22 protein-coding genes and 1 tRNA gene are annotated in these 23,037 nt (G+C 61.6%); 7 read left to right on the top strand and 16 right to left on the bottom strand.

Going from position 1 to position 23,037, the window contains the following annotated elements:
* Nucleotides 1-46: 46 nt before the first annotated feature.
* From ACE3UG_RS13670 to ACE3UG_RS13660, 3 genes are all read right to left on the bottom strand, one after another.
* Complete coding sequence (locus ACE3UG_RS13670) at nt 47-1,522, bottom strand: APC family permease (RefSeq protein ID WP_374624699.1); 1,476 nt, start codon at nt 1,520-1,522, stop codon at nt 47-49.
* A gap of 46 nt (nt 1,523-1,568) precedes the next feature.
* On the bottom strand, nt 1,569-2,726 hold the full coding sequence (locus tag ACE3UG_RS13665; protein ID WP_374624697.1) for a porin: 1,158 nt from the start codon (nt 2,724-2,726) through the stop codon (nt 1,569-1,571).
* A gap of 70 nt (nt 2,727-2,796) precedes the next feature.
* On the bottom strand, nt 2,797-4,281 hold the full coding sequence (locus ACE3UG_RS13660) for an NAD(P)/FAD-dependent oxidoreductase (RefSeq protein WP_374624695.1): 1,485 nt from the start codon (nt 4,279-4,281) through the stop codon (nt 2,797-2,799).
* Nucleotides 4,282-4,512: 231 nt separating this feature from the next.
* On the opposite strand from ACE3UG_RS13660, the gene ACE3UG_RS13655 reads away from it, so the two are divergent.
* Nucleotides 4,513-5,469, top strand: a complete 957-nt coding sequence (locus tag ACE3UG_RS13655; protein ID WP_374624693.1) for a VOC family protein — start codon at nt 4,513-4,515, stop codon at nt 5,467-5,469.
* Nucleotides 5,470-5,549: 80 nt separating this feature from the next.
* Here ACE3UG_RS13655 and ACE3UG_RS13650 read toward each other — a convergent pair whose 3' ends face one another.
* Genes ACE3UG_RS13650 through ACE3UG_RS13635 form a run of 4 tightly spaced genes read right to left on the bottom strand, consistent with a single transcriptional unit; the run spans nt 5,550 to nt 8,371 of the window.
* Nucleotides 5,550-6,392, bottom strand: a complete 843-nt coding sequence (locus ACE3UG_RS13650; RefSeq protein WP_374624691.1) for an alpha/beta fold hydrolase — start codon at nt 6,390-6,392, stop codon at nt 5,550-5,552.
* A 43-nt stretch (nt 6,393-6,435) separates the two neighbouring features.
* Nucleotides 6,436-7,260 carry a hypothetical protein gene (locus tag ACE3UG_RS13645; protein ID WP_374624689.1) on the bottom strand — a complete coding sequence of 275 codons (825 nt, stop codon included), beginning with the start codon at nt 7,258-7,260 and terminating at the stop codon, nt 6,436-6,438.
* Nucleotides 7,261-7,269: 9 nt separating this feature from the next.
* Nucleotides 7,270-7,545, bottom strand: coding sequence for a hypothetical protein (locus ACE3UG_RS13640; RefSeq protein WP_374624687.1), 276 nt, complete (start codon nt 7,543-7,545; stop codon nt 7,270-7,272).
* A 13-nt stretch (nt 7,546-7,558) separates the two neighbouring features.
* Nucleotides 7,559-8,371, bottom strand: a complete 813-nt coding sequence (locus ACE3UG_RS13635) for an aspartate dehydrogenase (protein WP_374624827.1) — start codon at nt 8,369-8,371, stop codon at nt 7,559-7,561.
* Between the two features lie 270 nt (nt 8,372-8,641).
* Between ACE3UG_RS13635 and ACE3UG_RS13630 the strand changes: the two genes are divergently transcribed.
* On the top strand, nt 8,642-9,655 hold the full coding sequence (locus ACE3UG_RS13630; RefSeq protein WP_374624685.1) for a LysR substrate-binding domain-containing protein: 1,014 nt from the start codon (nt 8,642-8,644) through the stop codon (nt 9,653-9,655).
* 17 nt (nt 9,656-9,672) lie between these two features.
* Here the strand turns inward: ACE3UG_RS13630 and ACE3UG_RS13625 are convergent, their stop codons facing one another.
* The 3 genes from ACE3UG_RS13625 to ACE3UG_RS13615 form a co-directional block, all read right to left on the bottom strand.
* Nucleotides 9,673-10,611 (bottom strand): 2-hydroxyacid dehydrogenase, encoded by a 939-nt coding sequence (locus tag ACE3UG_RS13625; protein ID WP_374624683.1) that lies wholly within the window; start codon nt 10,609-10,611, stop codon nt 9,673-9,675.
* Between the two features lie 8 nt (nt 10,612-10,619).
* Nucleotides 10,620-11,036 (bottom strand): VOC family protein, encoded by a 417-nt coding sequence (locus ACE3UG_RS13620; RefSeq protein ID WP_374624681.1) that lies wholly within the window; start codon nt 11,034-11,036, stop codon nt 10,620-10,622.
* Nucleotides 11,037-11,104: 68 nt separating this feature from the next.
* On the bottom strand, nt 11,105-12,334 hold the full coding sequence (locus ACE3UG_RS13615) for an NAD(P)/FAD-dependent oxidoreductase (RefSeq protein ID WP_374624679.1): 1,230 nt from the start codon (nt 12,332-12,334) through the stop codon (nt 11,105-11,107).
* Between the two features lie 103 nt (nt 12,335-12,437).
* Here ACE3UG_RS13615 and ACE3UG_RS13610 point away from each other — a divergent pair, with 103 nt between their 5' ends.
* The 4 genes from ACE3UG_RS13610 (at nt 12,438) to ACE3UG_RS13595 (ending at nt 16,217) form a co-directional block, all read left to right on the top strand.
* A complete protein-coding gene (locus tag ACE3UG_RS13610) occupies nt 12,438-13,274 on the top strand; it encodes a GntR family transcriptional regulator (protein ID WP_374624677.1) in 837 nt (278 codons plus the stop codon).
* Between the two features lie 839 nt (nt 13,275-14,113).
* A complete protein-coding gene (locus ACE3UG_RS13605; protein WP_374624675.1) occupies nt 14,114-15,028 on the top strand; it encodes a LysR family transcriptional regulator in 915 nt (304 codons plus the stop codon).
* A gap of 174 nt (nt 15,029-15,202) precedes the next feature.
* Nucleotides 15,203-15,287 (top strand) — tRNA-Leu (locus ACE3UG_RS13600).
* A gap of 258 nt (nt 15,288-15,545) precedes the next feature.
* The gene (locus tag ACE3UG_RS13595; RefSeq protein ID WP_374624673.1) at nt 15,546-16,217 is read left to right on the top strand and encodes a pseudouridine synthase; all 672 of its coding nucleotides are present in this window, start codon (nt 15,546-15,548) and stop codon (nt 16,215-16,217) included.
* A 33-nt stretch (nt 16,218-16,250) separates the two neighbouring features.
* Here ACE3UG_RS13595 and ACE3UG_RS13590 read toward each other — a convergent pair whose 3' ends face one another.
* The 6 genes from ACE3UG_RS13590 to ACE3UG_RS13565 all read right to left on the bottom strand — a co-directional run bounded on the left by ACE3UG_RS13590 (nt 16,251) and on the right by ACE3UG_RS13565 (nt 21,494).
* Complete coding sequence (locus ACE3UG_RS13590) at nt 16,251-17,123, bottom strand: 23S rRNA (adenine(2030)-N(6))-methyltransferase RlmJ (protein WP_374624671.1); 873 nt, start codon at nt 17,121-17,123, stop codon at nt 16,251-16,253.
* Nucleotides 17,123-17,785: a DNA-3-methyladenine glycosylase I gene (locus ACE3UG_RS13585; RefSeq protein WP_374624669.1), complete on the bottom strand. Its 663-nt coding sequence runs from the start codon at nt 17,783-17,785 to the stop codon at nt 17,123-17,125. Before ACE3UG_RS13585 ends, ACE3UG_RS13590 begins: the two co-directional genes overlap by 1 nt.
* 367 nt (nt 17,786-18,152) lie before the next feature.
* The gene (locus tag ACE3UG_RS13580) at nt 18,153-18,914 is read right to left on the bottom strand and encodes an SDR family NAD(P)-dependent oxidoreductase (protein WP_374624667.1); all 762 of its coding nucleotides are present in this window, start codon (nt 18,912-18,914) and stop codon (nt 18,153-18,155) included.
* Nucleotides 18,915-19,020: 106 nt separating this feature from the next.
* The gene (locus ACE3UG_RS13575) at nt 19,021-19,881 is read right to left on the bottom strand and encodes a fumarylacetoacetate hydrolase family protein (RefSeq protein WP_374624665.1); all 861 of its coding nucleotides are present in this window, start codon (nt 19,879-19,881) and stop codon (nt 19,021-19,023) included.
* Nucleotides 19,882-19,900: 19 nt separating this feature from the next.
* Nucleotides 19,901-20,656, bottom strand: coding sequence for an SDR family oxidoreductase (locus ACE3UG_RS13570; protein WP_374624663.1), 756 nt, complete (start codon nt 20,654-20,656; stop codon nt 19,901-19,903).
* Between the two features lie 73 nt (nt 20,657-20,729).
* Nucleotides 20,730-21,494 (bottom strand): FadR/GntR family transcriptional regulator, encoded by a 765-nt coding sequence (locus ACE3UG_RS13565; RefSeq protein WP_374624661.1) that lies wholly within the window; start codon nt 21,492-21,494, stop codon nt 20,730-20,732.
* Between the two features lie 387 nt (nt 21,495-21,881).
* Between ACE3UG_RS13565 and ACE3UG_RS13560 the strand changes: the two genes are divergently transcribed.
* Nucleotides 21,882-22,964 (top strand): calcium:proton antiporter, encoded by a 1,083-nt coding sequence (locus ACE3UG_RS13560; protein ID WP_374624659.1) that lies wholly within the window; start codon nt 21,882-21,884, stop codon nt 22,962-22,964.
* Nucleotides 22,965-23,037 lie beyond the last annotated feature (73 nt).

Below are 23,037 nucleotides of genomic sequence, written 5' to 3'. Positions count from 1 at the left end.
CATGACGCGACAGCATACGGACGGTGGAAGCAGGTATCCCGCTTCGTCAGCGCGTCACCTCGGTCGCACCAAGCAGCGCGCGCCGTGCGACGCTACTGTCACCGAACGTCCGGCGCATCGCGACCCAGCGCACGACGCCGATCACGCCCCAAGCGGCAAGAATCTGCCACGAGAGTGGGATGCCGCCGTTCGAAAGCATGAAGGGCTGCACGCAAGCGACAAGCGAGAGCGAAAGCGTGCTCACGAGTGCGATCACTATCGTCGGCACACCACCCGGCACGCTCCAGGCGGGAGCCTTGGCACGCGGGGCGTGTTTGTCTCGCTTACGCAGCACCAACAGCGCAATCGGCGCGCTCGCGATGACGATGCCGACACACACGGCGGCCGCATCGAGAATCGGCAGAATCGCCCCCGGTCCGAGGCAAATGCCCGCGAAGCTCACGAGGCCAACGAGCCACACGGCACGGGTCGGCGTACCGTACTTCGGATGCACCCTGCTTAGCGAAGCAGGAAGGAAACGCGCACGTGACTGCACCAGAATCACACGTGTCGCCCACACGAATGCACCGTTCCAGACCTTGAGAATGGAAATCGTACCCGCCACCAGCACAGCCTTCGCAAGCCAGCCGCCCGGCGTCAGGCTGCCAAAGGCAGTGGCCGTCAGCATGTCAGTCTTGAGCATACCGACCCACGGCTGTGCCATGCCGACCGCGACGATCACAAGTGCATAGAACACCGCAGCGAACAGGATCGAGATCACCATGACCCGTGCTACCAGAGCGAACGACACATTGTCGTTACGCTCTTCGATCACGGGCGGAATCGACTGGAACCCCGAGAACCAGATGAGACCCGACGAGAAAATCGCGAGTGCCCCCGACCACCAATGCGCGCCTGGGTGGGCCGAGTAGAAGAGTGGCGCAAGATTTGCAACATTGCCCTTCGAGAGGGCAATGAAGACGGCGCCGAGTGCAATCAACAGGAACGAAACGGTGAGCAGCTTCTGCGAACCCGCCGCAAACTTCGCGCCAAAGTAGTTCTGCACCATCATGAATACGGTAATGGCCGCGCCCAGGCCCACCTGCCCAACCGACACATCGTGGCCGAGGACATGGTAGAGCACGGTACTGCCGAACTGCGGCACGAGGGTATTGACCATCCACGTAAGCGCGATGCCTTCGAACGCAGTGACGGTGAGAATCGGCACCGTGTAGATCCACGAGACCCAGAACGCGCTCGATGCGCCAAACGCCTCGAATGTGTAGACGATCTCGCCGCCCGAAGCCGGAATGCGTGCAGCGAGCTCGGCATAGACGAGGCACACAATACACATCATCAGCGCCGCCGCAGAGAGCCCGACGATTGCACCAAGTGGACCCGCCTTTCCAAACCAGTCGCCGATGATGACGATCCAGGCGGAACCGACCATCACGCCGAACGACAGCGTGAAGAGCGACATCGAACTGAATGTTTTCTTCAACGAACCCGTCTCTTCGACGTGCTCGAACGCAGTGGAAGACATATCGTTTCCTTTGACAGATTGAATGTGGCGCATGCGCCGACCGGACTCAGAACGCATGGAAAATTCCGCTGAGCACCGAAACCTGATTCTTCGAGCTGCTCGCCTCGCATGACGAACCCGCACATTCGATGTTGGCGTTGGTTGCGTCGCCAGCGGCACGCTGATAAATGCCTGCGAGATACAGGATGGTGCGCTTCGAGAGGAAGTAGTTCACGCCCGCATTCACCTGGTGATACTGCGGCGCGAAGCCCGTCGTGTTGACCTTGCCGATGGTGTAGGTGTAGGCGCTCACAAGTTGCACCTGCGGCGTGACGTTGTATGCGACGTTGGCTTCGATGTTGTCGAAGCGCACGTTCGTGTCGGCAAGACCGCCTGCGGCATCGCCGATCTTCTTGTAGTCGCTGTGACTCCACAGCAGGCCGAGCGTCGTCTTGCCGACCTGATACGTCCCCCCGATGCCGTAAATGTCCATGCTCGACGGGTTCAGTGCGTCGTTATTGAGTGGCGAAGTCGGCGAGATCTGCGGAAACAGAATCGTGCTCCAGTTCCCCTCGGAAGCCGCGAGCGCCGGGTGATTCATGTGGAAATACGCGGCCTGGATCTTCGCGGGCCCGCGCTCGTACTTCGCGCCGAAGCTCATCGCGCTCTGGTTACCGAAGCTGCCCGCTACCCCACCCAAACTGTACATCGCGCCGAACTGCAAGCCGTTCAGATCCGGGCTCACGTACTTTGCCCCGTTATTCACGCGAAACTGGTAGTTGAAGTTGTCGTTGTCGCCCGGGTGCGCAAAGTAGCCGTTCCAGCGATACGTCGCACTCGTCTGCGCGAGCCAGCTAGCGGCAAAGTCGTATTGCCGGCCAAGCGTGAGCGTGCCCCATGCATCACTGCTCAACCCGACATAAGCCTGGCGCCCGAACAAACGTCCGCCCTGAAACGACTGCCCCGTACTGGGCGCGAAGCCGCTTTCCAGTTGAAACACGGTCTTCATGCCACCGCCCAGATCTTCCTTGCCTCGCAAGCCCCAACGGCTCGGCCCTTCGGCCATGCCGATGCTCTTGCCACCTGCCACGTTGTTCGTCCAGATCACGCCACTCATCACAATGCCGTAGAGATCGACACTGCTCTGTGCGTGCACTGTTGGCAGGTAGCCCAGGATCGCTGCGGCGGCAACGCCGGTTTTCGCCATCGCGCACTTGATGTGCATGTTTCTCCGAGTATGTTTTGTTTGCATGATTTCAGTGTTTAGGGAAGGAAACGGCGCCGTCTGCTGCTCTTCACTGGCGTTTTTTTTCCGTGCGTGGCCGCACCGGAGTCGGGTCGGATATTCCCCCAACATCGGGGAATCCCGTTGTGCTCTGCGTTGATCGCGCTGCGTGTTTCACCGGGTCATCTACGCCGGGCCGCCCAGCGCGGGACCACCGGGCGAGCCGGAACGGGGAGATGTCCATATCCGGAACGCTCCCCGTCACGAGGGAAGCGATGAGTCTGCCCGCTGCGAGACCGGTGCCGAGTCCGCTACCGTTCAATCCGGCGACGACGTATAGCCCGGGCGTTCGCTCAGCCGCGGAAATCACCGGCAAGCCGTCAGGCGTCATGTCGAGGTAGCCAGCCCAGCTCTCAAGCAGTTCGATATTGCCCAGCGATGGGAAGAGCTCGGCAAAGCGGCGTGTCGTCAGTTGGGTCAACGCTTGCCCGGGCTCGGGGCGCAAGGTGCGTTTTTGCTCGTAGACAGACGTCTGATCCTGATAGCGCTGATGGCCGACACGCAGTTCGTCGAAAAACGCCCGCCCGAACGACGATTTGATTTCCCCGCGATGTGCCCACCACATCGGCAGATATCGCGACGCGAAACGCAATGCGTCGGGCGTCACCTCCAGCCGGTTGTTGCTCTCCAGTCCAACGACAAAGGTGCCGTCCGGCGCCGCTCGATAGCCAACGCCCGCCACACCGGCGCAGCCAATGCATCCCGGCGGCAAATGAGCGGAAGTGCGAATACGCACGAGAGAGGAACGTACCTTCACTGACGGCAACGTGTACCCCGCATCGCGCAGCATCAGACGTGTCCATGCGCCGGTTGCCAGAACGACGGACGCGCCGCGCTCGATTCCCCACTCAGTGATAACGCCGCGGACTTCCCCCGCTGCCATGTCGAGTGCGCGCACCGCACAGCGGGTGCGAATCTCGACACCCAGCGCGGCCGCGCGCGAGAGGAGCACCTGCACGAGGTGTCGTGGATCGATCGACGTGTCCACTTCAGTCAGAAGGCCGCCCACCGCTCCTGCGGTGCAACCCGGCAGGCGTGCGGCCGTATCCGCAGCGTCAAGCAGGCGCGTCTTCACGCCGTACCGGGCCGCACCATCTGCCCATTGCTCGAGCCTAGCCAATTGGGCCTCGTCCTTCGCGCAAAACAACACGCCGTATGCAAGTTTGGCGGCATCCGGCATCAATGCATCGAAGCGATGGCGGTTAAGCAGGCTTAACGGAATTTCGACGGGTTGGCGGCCCGTTGTTCGCACCCATCCCAGGGCAAACTGACTCTGCTCACCGCCGACATCGCCCTTTTCCACGACCAGGACCGGCACACCTGCTTCTGCAAGCTCAATCGCCGCTGACAGGCCGGTCAGGCCCGCCCCCACGACAATCACGCGAGATTCACTCGAGACGGAGAAGGCGTTGGAATATTCCGGCATGGGGACGTAATTTAATAAATTCATTTCACAGGATGGGCGAAATCTAGCCCCGCCGAAATTGGTGGACAACAGAATTAAAGTGTCATCATGGATTACGTTGAGTCATGCATCAAAATCGACGTTTCGCGTGAACCCGCGCAGTGCATAATTCCCTGGTTTTTATTGATACCCGAGCTTCGCTCATGCGTAATACGTGCATAAATCGTTTGTACGTGTGAGGTGCGAAAGATTAGGGTTGGGAGAGCAGGCTGCTGACCAATCCGGCCATCTGCTTCTCCACTCATCTACGGGTATTTTTTTATGGATAGCGACGTCTCCCAGAAGCTGTTTTCTTCACGCCGTCTCGCGCACGCGAATTTGTTTGTCTCCGATTATGTCAAGGCGTGCGATTTCTATCGCAATGTATTCGGCTTTGCCGAGGCTTACCGGCAACCGGATAACCTCGCCAGTTTCCTGAGCAACGGCAACACCTATCACGACTTCGCGCTCGTCGATATTCAGAGCAAATACGCGAAAGCAGGCCAGCAGCCGGGCCTGAATCATCTGGCTTTCGAGGTCGACTCGGAGGCAAATCTCGTCCACGCATACAAGGCGGCACTTGCTGCCGGCATCCGGTTCATCGGCCCGGCCGACCACGACGTCGCCCACTCGATCTATCTGAAGGATCCGGACGGAAACGAGGTTGAGTTCTATGCCGACGTGGTAGAAAACTGGGAAGAAGCGCGCAAGGGGATCATCGTCAAGCAAAAGCCGAAGTGGGTGCCTGGCGAGACGAACGTGCCCGACACGCGGCACCTCTACAACCCGAACCCGAACCTCAAACGCCTTGCGGACACGCTGATCCACGGCAAACGCGTCACCCACATGGCACTGGTCACGCGGGATTTCGCAGCCATGTTCCGGTTCTATACCGAGGTGGCCGGCCTGCAGCCGTTCTTCAGCAGCCGGGATGGCACCTCGGTACTGCTGGCGGGGACGGTGAGTACCGGTGACATCGCACTGATCCGCGACGAACGGGCCACCCCCGGCCTACGTCATGTCGGCGTGGAAGTCTGGTCGGAGGAAGATCTTCGGGCAGCGGTGGAAGGTGTCGCCGAATTCGGCGGGAAGGTCGTCCGTGACGTGAATCACGCATCGCGTCACGCGGTCTGCGTCAAGGATGCCGACGGACTCGTGATGCAGTTGTACGTCAACAAGGACTGGACGCCGGGGACCATTGCCACGGCCAGCAGCGAGGATCTGCCGTTCCTGCTCTGACGCGCCCCTCAATGCAAAAAAGCGCCGCCATCCCCTTGAAGGGGTGACGGCGCCGGCTGCCGTATCCGGCCTAAGCCGTTCTATTCCGCCCAGTTCTCGAGCAGGAACTTCGTCGTCACGCCGACGAATACTTTGGGCGCCTCCAGCATGACCCAGTGACCCGCGTGTGGAATGAAAAAGCCCCACGAGTTTTCGATCAGCTCGAGATAGCGGAAATTTCGCGCAGGCACTGCGATCTTGTCCTCCTTCCCGCCTACCACGAGCGTCGGTGTCGTGACGCTTGCGATGCGCTCCTCGGGGTAGCTCAGGTCCGAGCGAACGATCCTGACAATCGCCGCTTGGGCGGCCGGGTCCTGCATCAGAGCATGCCGGTATTGCAATACATGCGCCTCCACCTTGAACCGGGATCCGGTCAGCGTCTCCATCACCGCTCGCATCGCCCCGAGCGAGTAGTCATACTGCTTCAGGATCTCCTTGGCGCCCGGGTCCGGATTATTGACCGCGAGTCCTGCGCTGCCCATGAGAATCAGCTTGTCGACCAGATCCGCACGCTCGATGCACACGCCTAGTGAAGTCGCCCCCCCCATCGAATTGCCGATCAGGTTGACCGGCGCCAGCTTGAGCGCCTCGATAAGGCCGATCAGATGCCGGTTGCGGCTCGCCTGATCATATGGGTAGAGCTCCGGCGACGGTTTGGACGAGCGCCCGAAACCTGGCATGTCGTACGCGATGACCCGGAAGTTCTTCGCATATTCCTGCAAGCACCCATGCCAGTTGCCCCAACTGTCCGCGCCCGGACCGCCGCCGTGGATCAGGATCAGGGTCGGCCCGCTGCCGAGTTCAAAGTAATGTGTCTCGATCCCGTCCACGGTGATCGTTCGGGAAGCACTCTCTGCCCAGGCTGGCAGTTTCAGTTCATTCATCGCACTCATGTCCAGAAAATTAGTTCCTCGCTTGTACCGACCGTCAGGCGGCCTCGCTACCGAGGTTCATCAATACGCCACCCATGCCTGTCCACCACGAAGCCAGCGGTTCGTAGTAAACCTCGCGGCCGTTCGCATTCCCCGCCACACCTGCCGCAAATGCCCAGGCGGCAATTTCGAGTCCCCCATTACCGCCCTCCTCGAGAATGTCGGATCGCGTGAGCCCTGCGAGCTCAGCGCCCTGACCAGAGACCATGCTGGCGATCACGCGCCGGTCCCACGCCTCGTTGACCTCGCCGGAGCGGGGATGACAGACCCAGTGCGACAACCCGCCGCTGCCGATAACGGCCACCCGCTCCGCTTCCGGACGACACGTCTGCACGAATCGCCGCAGCGCCAGACCCAATGCGTATCCGCGCGCGCAAGATGGCGCCGGCGACATCACGGTATTCAGATAAAGCGGCACCAGTGCGGCTCGCCCGTTCGGGTTGCTTAACGCGTTGGGGAATGCAATGCCATGGTCGGGGAGAATGTTCTCGACCGGCGTGAGGTCGAAACCGGCTTCCGCACAGAATTCGGCAAAGCCAGCACCGAACTCGCGATTGCCACGCAGACATGTTCGCGGCACCCCCATATCACCGAGCGGCTGATACTCGTCAGCAATCCCCACCGCCAATGCGATCTGCGCATCCAATGTGAAGTTGTTCAGATGATCGCTCGATGCGATCACCAAGACATCCGGCCGACTATCGGCAACCGCCCGCCCGATCTCCGCCATGCCGGCACTCACTCGTTCCACGGCCTCTGGAGCATCCTCCGATGTCCCGAATGTATGAGAGGTAGCCGCTACACCAACGATTCGTCCCATGGCGTTCCTTCAGTGGCGCGCTTTCAGCGAGTCGAGAAAAGATGCTACCGAGACGGACTTCAATTGAAGCTGTCCCTGCAGCGCGAGAAACTTGAAGCGCAGATTCGGATGAACGCCAATCTGCTCCATGGCCTCGGACAGACCAGCGCCCAGCAGCGCCTGCTGCCAGTCCGGTACACGATAGGCCGCGTACACTTCGCCCGGGTTTGCACGAAGCCGGGCCGTCAAATCGCTGTCTCGGAGCGCCGCCGAGATGAGGCGATGAAGTTCGACAGGAGGTCTCATGGAGCAAGCCTCCTCAGGTGCCCACGCGAAGCGGCGCACCCATCTTGCGCAGCGCTGCCAGCACGCTTTGCGCCGTGATGCGTCCGGTCTTCGGGTTTTCGGTCGGTATGTTCTCGATCGTCATCTCGAAGCGAGCCGAATCGGAGTCGACCACGATCGTATGGGTATTCCGCGTCAATGCCGGATCCGCCCAGATTTCGAGCCGCGTCTCGTCCGGGCCAATGCCAGCCAGCGAAAGCGCCACCGCAACGTTGAGGTTGGCGGGGAAACCCACTGCCGCCTCGCGAGCCGTACCAGCGAAGATCTGCATCGGCGCCCGGATGTCGCTGATGTCGATGTTGTTTTCCTCAAGGAACGGCGCTCCGACCAGGCCCTTCACAGGCTTGCGCGTGATCATCCGGACCGAGGAGATCTTGCCCTCCGCCGCTGCGGTCACCGCGTCGAGGCCGAGCAAGGCACCGGTCGGCACCTGAATATGCCCCCCCGTCTCGCGCGCGAGGTCGATCAGGTCCGGGCGAGCCAGCAGCGCACCGCAACTGAGCACAACAACCGTCTTGCCGGCACGCAGAGCCGGTTCGACGATATCGGGCAGCAGAACCGACGGCGCGCACTCGACGATGACGTCGCACTCCTGCGCCATTTCCTCAAAGGACATCAGGCGAGGCTTGCTGTCCAGCTGCGCGAGCCACGCCCGTGCCGCCTCGGTGTTGCGCGCTGCCGCGCCCACCAGACTGACGCCTGGCACGCCCTGATCGATTGCGGCGGCCACCTTCTTGCCAACCGTACCCAGCACTGCGATCCCAACCTTCGTTACCTGTCTTTGCATGTTCTTCCCACATCCAGAAAATAGGATCCGTTCCCCGATACGCTCTCCGGGAACGCGTGCAGCGATGGTAGAAGCGCGCAAACAGGGCGACAAACCATTTGTTGGTCGTGATGCATTCCTCCCAGTCATGGATCAGATCGGGACTTTCCCCAATGCCACCCCAATGAGTCAATTTTCCACTTTTCCTTTTATTGTGTGCTGTATACAGTGACATGCATGGCGGCACGATTTCGCGTGCATACCCTGGAATCCCCACGCTAGAGGCTCACCATGGCGCAACGTCTTCCACCACTTCTTGCACTACGTGCGTTCGAGGCGGCTGGCCGCCTGCTCTCCTTCACGCTGGCTGCAGACGAGTTGCACCTGACGCAGGGCGCCATCTCCCGGCAGGTACGCCAGCTCGAAGAGTTCCTGCGCCAGAAGCTGTTTATCCGCCTCACTCGACGCATCGAGCTGACGGACGCCGGGCGAGACTACTTGGAATCGGTGCAGCTCGCGCTCGGCGTGGTCGAGAACGCGACGCGGCGGTGCCTGCGGGACAAGCACCGGATCCTCACGATCGACGTGCTGCCGACCCTCGCGTCATACTGGCTCATGCCGAGGCTCGCCAGGTTTACGAAGATGCATTCCGATATCGAGGTGCGACTGGTTTCGTCGATCGAACCGGCAAACCTGCAGAACAAGGAGATCGACATCGCCATCCGGGTGGGTAGGCTGCCAGGGAAGCGCTACAATCCGTCCTGCCCGCGCATTGATCTGGTCATGACAGACCACTGGCGGGGCCTCGACGCATGGCCGCTGTTCGACGACACGCTGGTGCCTGTCATGTCGCGCCACCTCGCGACTCAGATGTCTCCGATAGTCGAGCCTCTCGACCTGCTGAGATTCCGGCTGATCAACAATGCCACCCGCAAGAACGCCTGGCACGACTGGTTTGCCTTCCATGGGGTCGGCCCGCTACCCTCGCTCAACATGGTCGACTATGGCCATTTCTTCATGGCACTGCAGGCCGCACGCGAAGGCGAAGGCGTTGCACTGGTCCCTAGCATCATCTACGAGAGCCTGGACGACAGGGAACACCTCTGTAGTCCTATCCAGACGCGTGTTCCGAGTGCAGGCGAATACTATCTGCTCATGCGGGAAACCAGCCAGCACGATCCGGCTGTCGTCGCGATGCGTGACTGGCTGCTCGAAGAGGCGCACCCGCGCCCCGGCGAAACGCTCGTGGAGCCCGTACCGGTCATGTTGTGCCCCGAAGCCGGGCGGATGGAGCAGGTGGTCTAGACCTGCCCCTGCACGCTTCAGTATCCTCGACGGAAATCGAGGCCTGCGAGCGTCTCGCCCCGTTCGCACCGGGCGATCTTTTCTGCGACCTGTGCAACGCTTTCGGCAAGCAACGTTCGCGCGGAGATATGGGGTGTGATATCGATGCCCGGGTGCGACCAGAACGGGTGGGCTGCATCGAGGGGTTCGGCCCGAAACACGTCGAGCACGGCCCGGGCCAGCTTGCCGCTGTCGAGCGCGGCAATGAGTTCTTTATCGTTGACGTGGCTGCCGCGCGCAAGGTTCACCATATAGCTGCCGTCGGCCATCACATCGAACAATCGTTTTCCCAGGATCCCTTCAGTCTCAGGGGTGTTCGGCAGCAGGTTGACAATGAGGCGTGCACCCGTTGCGAACGCCATGAGTCGCTCCGGGCCGGCATAAGGGGTGACGCCAGGCGCCCCCTTCTCGCTCCGGCTATAGACGCGAACCGGGAAACCGAGTCCGGCCAATGCCGTAGCCACGGGTAGCCCAAGCTTGCCCGCACCCAGCACGCCGATGGGAAACGCGTCGAACGAGCAGGCATCGAGCGGTTGCCAGACACGCTCACGCGCCTGAGCCTCGTAAATGTCGAAACGCCGGGCGAACCGAAGCGCCCAATAGAGCGCATATTCAACCATCTGGCGAGCCATGCCCGCATCTTCAAGCCGAATCACTGGCACGCGGTCGTCGATCAGGCCCGGATGCTCGCTAACCAAGCGCATCAGCGCATCAACACCAGCCCCCATGTTGAAGATCGCCTTCAGACCCGTGCGCGCGGATAACGCGACTGGATCGCCCTTCCAGAAAAGGACATAGTCCGCAGGTGCACGGTCGCCCGGCAACCAAGTCCGAATCTTCGCGACCGGCATCGCCTTCCGTAAAGCATCAAGCCAGAGGGAGGAATTCACCCCGTTCATTGCAAACAGAATTTCCATGCCCCACCTTACGTCGCGAACAACTGGCTCATGTCGGTGAATGCCTTGAATTCGAGCGCGTTGCCCGAGGGGTCCTTGAAGAACATGGTCGCCTGCTCGCCCGCCAGCCCCTTGAAGCGCGTCTGCGGCTCAAGCTCGAACCTGATACCGGCCGCTCTCACACGTTCAGCCAGGGTATGGAATGCGTCCATCGACAACACCACCCCAAAGTGCGGAATCGGCACGCCATGGCCGTCGACATCGCTCTTCGACGAATTGCCGCCGTCTGCACACAGGTGGGTCACGATCTGGTTGCCGAACAGGGAAAAGTCGATCCAGTGATCGGTACTGCGACCTTCCTCGCATCCCAGGACCGTGCCGTAGAAGTAACGCGCCGTGGCGAGATCATGAACGGGAAACGCGAGATGAAAAGGTGCTGCCTGCATGGTTCACACTCCTGGTGCCTGAAGGGATGGGATAACGCGAGCCCGTCGTTGATGGATGATGGCGGGGATCAGCCGTATTGATAGGGGTCTGCGGCCGGATCCGCGATGACTTCTCCAGGGACTACCGCGCCTTTCATGACCAACGGCCGGCTTTTGCGCATCTCACGCGCCGCATTGACCGTCGTGACGCCGCAGATAGCAGACTGATTGAGATGGAAGATTGAAAACGAACCCGTGGCACAATCCCCGCGAACGACTTCGCTTGTCCCGTGGGGATTGCCGAACACCAACACGCTGAAATCGTACTGATCCGTCCAGTACGACATCATCGCGGCGTAGGGATGCTCGCAGAGACCAATCATGCACCGAGCAACATGTGTCCCATGATCGGCGGCATGCTGCCACGTCTCTTCGCGACGATGTCCACCGGTACGTTCGTTAAAGTGGAAGGCGACCTCTCCCGCCGCAAAGATGTCTGGCGCACTGGTGCGCCCCTGACCATCGACGAGAATCCCCTCTGGCCGGGTCTCGATCCCGGCATCCCGCGCGAGCTCGATGTTCGGCACTGCACCGATGCCGACGAGCACGAGATTGACGTCCAGCGTTGAATCGTCGGAAAGGGTCACACGATATCCCCCATCCCGTGCGTCGACACGCGACAGTTGTATCCCGCACCGGATATCGACACCGTTGAGCTCGTGAGCGCGGGTCAGGAAGGCGGAGAGTATCAGGCTCGCCGAGCGACCGAGCGGCCGCGCACCCGGTTCGATCACACTTACCCGAAATCCGGCCGCGCGCGCGGCGGCAGAAACTTCCAGACCGATGATACCTGCACCGACCACCAGTAAATGGCCAGTGCCGCCCAACTCCGCCATCTCTCGACGCAAGGCCTGCGCATCCGCCAGCGTGCGCAGATAATGGACGTGCGGAGTTCCACCCGGAGGAAACATGTCGAGGGCTCGGGCGCGAGATCCTGTTGCCAGCAGCAACTGGTCATAGTCGATCCGGCGACCGTCGGACAACGCAACGCAATGACCTGGCGCGTCGATGGATGCCGCTTTGGCACCGAGCACAAGTTCGATTCCCTTCGCACGATAAAAGGCCTCATCGCGCAACCAGACGTTTGCTGGAATTTCGTCGGCACGCAGCACATCTTTCGAAAGGGGCGGCCGGTCGTACGGGGCAACCGCTTCGTCGCTGAGCAGTACGATGCGCCCCTCGTACCCTGCGTCCCGAAGCGCTTCTGCCGCCGAAACGCCGGCCACTCCCCCACCAACGATGACAATCGGGCGATCCATGATTCCGTACTCTCTGCTCTTTAGATTTCAGACGAAGCAGCGTACCGGGCAGCCGCAAGTGTTATCAAATCATTTTTCGATCCGACACCCATGAGCAAAAATCATGCATATCCGCCGACTCCCGGTCGCCGCCCGTCAGAAATTGCGCGATATACTGGGCCGAAATTCAGATGTATCGGCGAGCCAGCCTGGTCATCTTTTCTCTCAGTCGAATACGGGTATGAATAGTCCACGACGCGTTGTGCACAGCGATCGTTTGCGTGATCAAGTCTATCGGATGCTTCGGGAAGATCTGCGCAACGGCAGTTTCTATGCCGGCCAGCGACTGGTCGAACTTGAACTGGCCGCCCATTATGGTGTCTCGCGCACGCCGGTACGGGAAGCACTCTTCCAGCTCGCGCGCGAAGGCCTCATCACCGATTCCGATCGTGGCTACAGCTTGCCCGTTGACACGCATGATGACTTTCTCGATCGACTGGCGGTGCGCAGGAATCTGGATCCACTTCTTGCCGCGCACGCGGCGCTGCGTGCAACACCTTCGCAGGTCCGCGAACTTGAACTGTTCCTCGCAAGGATGCGTGAGTCACATGAAGCAAACGATTTCAAGGAATTCGCCAATCAGGCGCATCTGTTCCGCATTACCCTGATCGAGGCGGGACACAACATTGCGCTCGATCGTGTATGCAGGGTCATCGAGGATCAATCTCTCATCATGAGGAACAAGCAGTATCGGGACGAGGACAATCGGGCATTGGCCATGCAGTTCGAAGAGAAACTATTCGACGCCATCAAGCAATCGGCCCCAGATGCTGCGGCTCGCGTCGCGCGCGAGTATATGGAAGCGGTAATCTGCCTGCTCGGAGAGTCCATCACCAACGCCCCGGCGCTCTGGATTGCCCCTCGGCAGCCGTCCCATGGCGGCGGCACGATAACCGCCTGACCACGCAGTCGGCGCATGATTGCCCCCGGGGCACGCATGCAGCGCTCCCCGCTGCGATACGGTCACGGCGCGACGCTCGCGATATGTGCCCCATTCGATGTCTGCAGAGCTCAAGACAACCGCGAGAAACGCGGAAACCACGAACTGTCTCCGGCCCAGCGCCGACTTGCAAACATTGAACCCTGCAGCGGCTGTGGCGGCCATTCCGGGCGCGGTGAAAAATACGGCCGCAGCCAAAGCCACTCCGATGACGCCCCCTACACGCAGGCCGAGTTGGGTAACTGATCGTGCAACGCCAACGTAAATGGTCGCGACTTCGGAATGCACCAGGCTCGGCTTCGGCGAACATCACGAATCCACCGCCGGTGCCGATAAGCATGTTCATCGGCGATAGCGGCGCCCCTTCGACTTGGCGAGCGCGGATTCTGCCAGTGTCTTGCGCCACCTCTCGAGCGTGGCGGCAGAACGCCGGTGCACGGCGCACCGCCTCTTCCAACCGCCCCGCCCCATAGACCGACTGAACATCGATCCAGTGCATGTCGCGCTCGAAGGCGTGATGAATCGCAGCGCTGGACTCCGCATCGTCCGCCCCTCCCCCGCATCCCCACAGAAAGCCTAAGCACCGGGTCCGTTACCGCCCTCCGGTGTCTCGACACTGAGAATGTGTCGCATTTCTGTCACGCCGCGAACGAAGCCTCTCCAGAATCAAAACGAAATCGGTAGAATTTGCCTCACAACGAATTGAATGATACTCAATGGACGCCTGATACTTTGCGCCTGTCGGGTATTTCTGGATTTTGTCGCTTGATTTTTGTCGCTTGATACTTGTTGGGAATGCCATGCCTGCCTTTACTCGCGGCGAGCTTGCCGATTTGAACGTTTTCGTGACCATTTGCCGCCGGCAGAGTTTTCGCGAGGCTGCTGCCGAGTTGGGCGTGACGACCTCGGCCTTGAGTCATGCGATGCGCAATCTTGAGGCGCGTCTGGGCGTGAAGTTGCTTAACCGCACGAGTCGCTCTGTGTCGCCGACGGCGGCGGGGGCGACCTTGGCGAAGGAATTGGAACAGGGACTTGAGCAGATTGCGTCGGCGATAGGTGCGTTGGACCGTTACCGGGCGTCGCCCGCTGGGCGTTTGCGTCTGAACGTGCCGCGCGATGCGGCGCGATTGCTGCTTGACCCGATATTGCCGCGATTTGTGGCGTCGTATCCGGACATCGAATTGGATGTGACGGTGGACGATCGGATGTTGGACATTGTGGCGGAGGGTTTTGATGCGGGGATGCGTTACGGCGACACAGTGCCGGGCGACATGATCGCGACGCCGCTGACGCCGGCGCTGAAGTGGATCGTCGTGGGTTCGCCTGCGTACCTGATGCGACACGGACGGCCGAAGGTGCCACAGGATCTGATGTCACACAATTGCATTCGGATGCGATTGGGCGACAACACGTTGTACAAGTGGGAGTTGGGCAATGGGCCGACGGCGGTTGAGCTCGATGTGCCTGGGGCGTTGAGCATTAACGAGAGTGATGGCGTGATTGCGGCGGCGGTGGGGGGGTTGGGGTTGGGCTATGTGTTGGAGCGCAATGTGTCGGAGGCGTTGTCCAATGGCACGTTGGAGGCGGTATTGACGGATTGGGCGGTCGACGGGCCGCCGTTGTCGATGTACTACCCGAGTCGGCGTCAGACGCTGCCGGGCTTGCGGCATCTGATCGATATGATTCGATTGGAGCATATGGGGCGAGCGGCGTGATGAGGGCGGGTGATGAGAACGGATGATGAGGGAGCGCAATGAGGGGGCGGGATGGGCAGCGGGCGAGTGCGGTATGGATGCTTGTAATTTTTCCGCGCCCCTATTGACAGTCTCCGAGACGCTCGGCATAATCTTACTTCTTCGCAGCGAGCGGAAATTTAGCGAGCTGACGGGGCCCAGATGGCGGAATTGGTAGACGCACTAGTTTCAGGTACTAGCGGGTAACACCGTGGAGGTTCGAGTCCTCTTCTGGGCACCAAAAAATTCAAAAAGCCGATGATCGAAAGATCATCGGCTTTTTTCATGCTTGTCCAGAAAGCCATGTGCTTGAGAGCACTGCGTGAGGCGGCGAAAGGCATCGCGTGCTGCCGATGCCGGGGTCGCGGAACGTTGATCGAGTCCTCGCGGCGCAGGGCGTCGTAGGGGCAATGGCATCGTCAACTTCAATCCACCTTTTGGAGAAAGCATCATCGAGCTAGATCGTTTGCTGCAATCGCAGGGTTTCGGCAGTCGCAAGATGTGTCGCAGGCTCATCGAATCCGGTGCATTTGCCATCGATGGCGTGGTGCATGACAATCCGCGCGAATCGTTGGACGCGCGCGGTCTGACGTTCACACTCGACGGCGATCTGTGGGAATACCGCGAACACGTGTACTTGCTGCTCAACAAGCCGGAGGGGTACGAGTGCTCCACGAGTCCGACGCATCACGAGGGGGTGCATTCGCTGCTACCGTTGCCGCTGGCGGTACGCGGCGTGCAGCCGGCCGGCCGTCTCGATCACGATACGACCGGCATGCTGCTGCTCTCCGACGACGGCGCGTTCCTGCATGCGATGATGTCGCCGCGTCGCCATGTGCCCAAGCGGTATGTGGCCCGGACCAAGCATCCGGTCACCGAAGCAATGTTGCAGGCATTGCGCGATGGCGTATTGCTGCGCGACGAAACCGAACCGGTCGCGGCGACGGACGTCACGCAAGCGTCGTCCCACGAAATTGCGCTGACGATCACGCAGGGCAAATACCATCAAGTCAAACGGATGGTTGCCGCGGCAGGCAATCGCGTGGAAGGACTGGTCAGAACGGCCATCGGCGGCTTGCCGATGGGGGATCTCGCGATGGGTGAATGGCGCTATCTAACGCCGGAGGAACTGCTGTTGCTCCCCTACGAAGCCCCGGCCTCGGGCAAGTAAGCGCTGCAGGCCGATGCCGTCGGGAACCACGCGTCAGCTTTGCTTGCCTTCGAGCAGGAAATGCGCGCCCTTGTCCTGCCCGAGCGCCTTGACCAGATACGGCAGGGTCGTTTTGAGGGTGTCCTGGAGCATGTACGGCGGATTCACGATGAACATGCCGCTGCCATGCAGGCCCAGGCCCCCTGGTACCGGATTGCACACCGTCAGCGCGGCATTCACCCAATTCTTGATCGGTTGCCCGTTGATCGTGAGCCGCTTCATGCGCTCCGGCAATTGCGCCGCCTCGCGACGCTGCACCAGCGGATACCACACGGCGTACATCCCCGTCGGAAAGCGGTCGAGGCCTTCCTGGACAGTCTGCGTGGCGCGCGTGTAATCGCGCTTGTCCTCGTAAGACGGATCGATGAGCGTGAACGCACGGCGCGGGGCCGGCGGCAGAATCGTCTTGAGTCCCGCAAAACCGTCGGCGCCGAAAATCATCGTACGACGCGCCACGTCCCGGCCTTGCGCTTCGAAGTTTTCGCGCAGCACGTCCTGCTCGGTCGGATGCATTTCGAACAAACGCAGCCGGTCCCGGTCCCCGAGCAGTTGCAGGGCAAAGTAAGGTGAGCCAGGGTAGTAGCGCAGCTTGCTGTCCGAATTGAACTCGCGCACCAGCGCAACGTAGTCCGCAAGCGGCGGCGGCAAATCGTCGCGCGCCCAGAGACGGCCGATACCGGTTTCATACTCCCCTGTCTTGTCGGCCCACTTGCCGTCGAGCGCATAGCCGCCTGCGCCCGCATGCGTATCGATGTACCAGAACGCCGAACCCTTCTGGCGCAGGTAATCGATGCATTCAACGGCGATGAAGTGTTTCAGCACGTCGGCGTGATTGCCGGCGTGAAAGGCGTGGCGGTAGCTGAACATTAGGTAGATCCGGATTCGTCAGGCGCGATTGTAGCCGACGACGCGTTCGCACGGCGTTTCCGGCCCGGCGCGATGCCGCTTTTCCCACCCGGCAACGCACCGGCCTTCAACACCTTGTGACGCGGACAGCCGACGAGATGGTCGTTCACCATGCCCGCCGCCTGCATGAACGAATAGCAGATGGTCGAGCCCACAAACGTAAATCCCGCCTTCTTGAGCGCCCGGCTCATCGCGTCGGAGACGGCGGTGCTCGCCGGCACCTCGCCAAGCGCCGTCCAGCGATTCTGTAACGGCTCGCCACCGACGAACTGCCAGACGAAATCGCCAAAGCGCGTGCCGGCAGCTTCCATCGCCAGATAGGCCCGCGCGCCCTTGATGACGCCACCGATCTTGAGACGATTGCGCACGATCCCAACGTCGGCCATCAAGCGTGCTTCGTCCTGCGGGCCGAACGCGGCGATACGCACCGGATCGAAGTTCTCGAATGCCTTGCGGTAGTTGTCGCGCTTTTTGAGGATGGTCGACCAGGACAATCCCGCTTGGGCGCCTTCCAACATCAACAACTCGAACAACGCGCGCGAATCACGTAGCGGCACGCCCCACTCTTCGTCGTGGTACCGACGGTACTGCTCGAAGCCTTCGCTCCACGGACAACGTTCCATTTGCCTCTCGATGGTTGCGTCCGCGCGCAAGCGCGGCGGACTTGTGCAGACGAATGAGACAAGTGTGCCAGTAATTGCAGGCGAAGCGAACCCGCAAGCCCATAGCGCATGCGACTTTGTGTCGCCCGGCAATGCCGATACAGAATTTTCCGAGCCGCATGCGGGAAAAGACCCAGCAGACTCAGCAGACCCAGCAGGCAGATTCCAGTGGGAAGGCGTCAGTGGGAAAACGTCGGCGGGCAAACCGCATTGGGCACACGTCAGCAAGCGGACGACGGCACGCCGACTTCGGCCTGCGGCCTGCGCAGCCCACGCGTGCCGTGACGTCGATCGCCCTACCCGCCGTCACGGCGCACGTCGAACGCCGTCAGACCATCAACTGACCGCCATTGACCTCGATGATCTGGCCGGTGACATAGCTCGCCAGCGTCTCCGAGGCCAGGTACAGGAACGCGCCCGAGCACTCGTCCGGATCGCCAAGACGCCCCATCGGAATGCTCTGACGGAATGCTTCCATCTGCGCTTCGGTGCTGAATTGCTCGTGGAATGGCGTCATGATGACGCCCGGCGACACGGCGTTCACACGAATGCGGTCGGGCATCAGTTCCTTGGCCATCCCACGCGTGAGCGTACTCACGAACCCCTTGGCCGCCGCGTAGATCAGCGCGCCCGGACCGCCGCCATGACGCGCGGCGATCGAGGTCACGTTGACGATTGCGCCCCCGCCCTGCTTGCGCATCGCGGGCACAACAGCGCGCGAGAAGGCCACGACCGAGCGCGCGTTGACGTTCAGTACATCGTCGAAATAGGCATCGGAAACTTCGGTAAACGGCGTGCGTTTGACGAGACTGCCCGCATTGTTGATGAGTACGTCGATGCGCCCGAAGCCATCGAGCACGTGTGCCACAGCGGCATCGATGGCGCCGGTATCGGCGACGTCGGCGGCCACCGTCATCGCTTTCACACCGTAGGCGCGCACGGCGTCGGCAACCGCTTCGGCCTTGTCTGCCGACCGGTTGTAATGCACCGCGACGTGCGCACCCTGCGCGGCAAATGCCTTCGCCGCCGCAGCGCCGATTCCGGTGCTCGCGCCCGTAATCAGAACGCATTTACCTTTCAGGTCTTGCATGATGAATCGCTCCCAATGCTGCCATCGATGGATACGCCGGCGGGCAGCGCCGCCGCCGGACATCCGTCACGATAACGGACGGATATGAAAGGAATTCGTCACGCGCTCAATCGAGCCAGCGTGTGTCGTACGCATAGACTTCCTGCGTCTGCTCGCCAAGACCGTCGATACCCAGGCGCATGACGTCGCCCGGCTTGAGGTACACGGGTGGCTTCTGACCCAGGCCGACGCCCGGCGGCGTGCCGGTCGTCACCAGATCGCCCGGCTTGAGCGTGGCGAACTGGCTGATGTAATGCACGAGATAGGCGACGCTGAAGATCATCGTCGACGTGTTGCCCGTTTGACGGCGCACACCGTTCAGGTCGAGCCACAGGCCCAGTTGTTGCGGATCGCGAATCTCGTCGGTCGTCACCAGCCAGGGGCCGACCGGTCCGAAGGTATCGAAGCCCTTGCCCTTGTCCCACGTGCCACCGCGCTCGATCTGGTACTCGCGCTCGGATACGTCGTTCACGATGCAATACCCCGCCACGTAATCGAGCGCCCGCTCAAGCGGCACGTACCGCGCCGTGGTGCCGATCACGAACCCCAGCTCCACTTCCCAATCGCCTTTGACGGCATGCTTGGGCAGCACCACGGGATCGTTCGGACCGTTCAGGCAGTTCTCCCACTTGGTGAAGAGCACCGGCTCGGACGGCGCGTCCAGGCCGGCCTCAGCCGCGTGATCGCTGTAGTTCAGGCCCACGGCCAGGAACTTGCCCAACCCGGAGAACGGCACCCCCAGACGCCCCGGGGAAGCCACCACCGGCAGCGCATTCACATCGAGCGCACGCAACGCCGCCAGCCCCTGCGGACTCAGCGTCTGCGGCGTGATATCGGCAAGTACGCCGCCGAGGTCTCGCACGTTGCCATCGGCATCGAGCAGACCGGGTTTTTCCTGGCCCTTCGGGCCGAAACGCAGCAGTTTCAAAACAAGTCTCCTTGCAAAATCAGTTGGACCAGCCGCCGTCGATCAGGTGGATGGCGCCCGTGGTGAAAGCGGATTCGTCAGAACCCAGGTAGACAGCCAGTGCCGCAATCTCGTCGGGGGAGCCGATGCGACCCATCGGCTGACGCGCCACGAACTGCTCGCGCACCGTCGTGAGGCTCGTGCCCGCCGCGTCGGCTTGCGTGGCGATGCGCTGGCGAAGCGACGGCGATTCGACCGTCCCCGGACAAATGGCATTGCAACGAACGCCGCGTGCCACGAAGTCGGCGGCGATCGACTTCGTCAACCCGATCACGGCCGCCTTGGTCGTGCCGTAGACACAGCGATTGGCGACGCCCTTCACGCTCGACGCCGCCGACGACATGTTGATGATCGCGCCGCCGCCGGCGCTCAGCATGGCGGGCAGAAAGGCGCGAATCGTCCGGTACATGCTCTTGACGTTCAGATCGAACGAGAAGTCCCACGCCGCGTCGTCGCACTCGAGAATCGAGCCGTGGTGCACATAGCCCGCGCAATTGAACAACACGTCGATGGCGCCGAGTTCGTGGGCGAGCGACGCGACCGCCGCTGCGTCGGTGACATCGAGCGCTCGTCGCAGCAGGTTCGGGTGATCGTCGAGTTCGGCGAGCGCTTCGACGTTCCGATCGGTCGCGACCACGCGCGCGCCTTCGCGCAAATAGGCCTCGACGCTTGCGCGTCCGATGCCCTGCGCGGCTGCGGTGATGACGGCGGTCTTACCCGCCAGCCGACCTGTCATGGGTGTCTCCTCGTGGGACTGTGTATGTGGGACTTTGTATGTGCATTTGGGAAGCGACAATGCGATCTGCGGATCAAACCTCGGGGGGCCCCGCCTCCCCCTGCGCCGGGCCGACCGACGTCGCGTAGGCGTCGCGCACACGGCAAAGATGACGGCGCATGGCTTGCGCCGCCTGGCCGGGGTCACGCGCCGCCAGGGCGTTGAGAATGCCGCGGTGGTCCTGCAAACTGCGCGCCAGCGTGCCGTCCACGCGCGACGTCACACGCCGGCTCTTTTTGCCGAGCAGATACAGGCTGTTCGCGATGCTTTGCAGAAACGGGTTTTCGCAGGCATCGACGATCGCCTCGTGAAAGGCCATGTCTGCCGCCGAGAAAGTCTCGGGATCGCCCAGGAGCGCTTGTTCGTCGTCGACGAGCGAATGCAGACGGGCGATGTCCGCATCGGACATATGCGTGGCGGCCAGTGCCGCGACCCCCGGCTCGATGACTAGACGCGCGTCGAACAGCGCGTCGAGTGTGCCCGGGTTGAGTTCGATGACGAGTTCCAGCGGCTCGAGCAGCTCACGCATCTCGAGCGATCCGACGAACGTCCCCTCTCCCTGGCGAATGCGCAGCAGGCCAAGCAGCGCCAGCCCCCGAATCGCCTCGCGCACCGCCGGACGACCGACACCCAGCATGCTCGCGAGATCGCGCTCGGGCGGAAGCTGCTGCCCCGGCGTGAGCAGCCCGGTGCGAATCATGGTGAGCAACCGCTGCGCAACCTGCTCGGAAACGGAAACCTGCACGATGGGATCGAAGGACATGGCGCCGTGATAAGCGAAGGCGGCCTCACCTGGCATTGACCGTTCAGTGGTAAGACCAATAAACGGAACGTTACGCCAGTCACCCATCGGACGTCAACGACAAAGCAACGGCTGGGCAATGCTTCGGCAACGTAGGGGGCAATGCCTTGGGTGCTCGTTGTTCATCCTATGGAATTTCTTCACGGATTCCGAATCGGAGTCAAAAGCACTTTCGCGGAAGATCGTTTGTTCATGCGCTTCCTGGCAGACAAACGTAGCGCGCTTCATCGTGTGGCAGTTCAACGCCTTTCTGTTGTCGGGGTGTCGCATTTCTGCGACCATGATTCGCCGCTCCGACGTTCTCACTCGGGTAACGTTCCCGCCGTCGCTCGATCTGCTGACCTGCCAGCCCTATCCGTTTCCCGAATTCTGGAGTCTCCGACGATGTCCTCCTTAAAGACCGCCACGCTGGGCCACTGGACCACGTACATGCCCATCGTGGCCCTGATTGCCCTTGGGTTGGCTGGCTTCATGCCCTACGGGGCAGCGCTTGCGTTATGCGCAGCGGCGCTGGCCGGGGCCGTATTCTGCGCCGTGCATCACGCCGAAATCGTCGCCCACCGGGTCGGTGAGCCGTTCGGCACGCTCGTGCTCGCCGTAGCTGTCACCATCATCGAAGTGGCGCTGATCGTCTCCGTGATGCTCTCGGGGGGACCCGACAAGGCCGGATTGGCGCGCGACACGGTGTTCGCGGCTATCATGATCGTCTCAACGGGGATCGTGGGGTTGTGCCTGCTGTTCGGCGGCGTGCGCCATCACACGCAGGGGTTTCATGTCGAAGGCGCGAGTACTGCGCTCGCTGTGCTGTGCGCACTGTCGGTGCTGACGCTGGTGCTGCCGAACTACACGAGTTCCGTGTTGGGCCCGGGACTCACGGCATCGCAACTGGCCTTTGAAGGCGTGATTTCGCTCGTGCTGTATATGGTGTTCGTATTCGTGCAGACGGTGCGCCATCGCGATTACTTCCTCGCGCAAGCGCCGAGCGAAGAGGTGCATGCGCCGCCGCCGTCGCGCGGCTCGGCCCTGCTGAGTCTTGGACTGCTGGTGGTGGCACTGCTTGCCGTGGTCGGACTCGCGAAAAAGCTCTCGCCCGCCGTGGAACATGCCGTCGCGCAGGCGGGCGCGCCCAAGGCGGTCGTCGGCATCGTGATTGCCGCGTTGGTGCTGTTGCCGGAAGGACTGGCGGCCTTGCGTGCCGCGCGCGCGAACAAGCTTCAGACGAGTCTGAATCTGGCGCTGGGCTCAGCGCTGGCGAGTATTGGGCTCACGATCCCGACCGTGGCGGCAGTCTCACTGCTGCTCCACCAGCCGATCGAACTCGGTCTCGCGCCGAAAGAAACGGTATTGCTCGCCGTCACACTGCTCGTTGGCGTAACGACGCTCGGGACCGGGCGCACGACCGTATTGCATGGCGCGGTCCATCTGGTGCTCTTCGCCACCTTCCTGTTCCTGGCGATCGTGCCCTGATTTGCGGCGACGTCACGCGCGGCCGGGCGACCTCGGCCGGCTCACGTAGCCGGTGCACTTTGCCGACGCACGT

The organism is Pandoraea sp. (genome assembly GCF_041919235.1).
Classification (GTDB): domain Bacteria; phylum Pseudomonadota; class Gammaproteobacteria; order Burkholderiales; family Burkholderiaceae; genus Pandoraea.
Note: the sequence above shows the minus strand (reverse complement) of the source record. Positions and strands in the feature narration are given on the sequence as shown.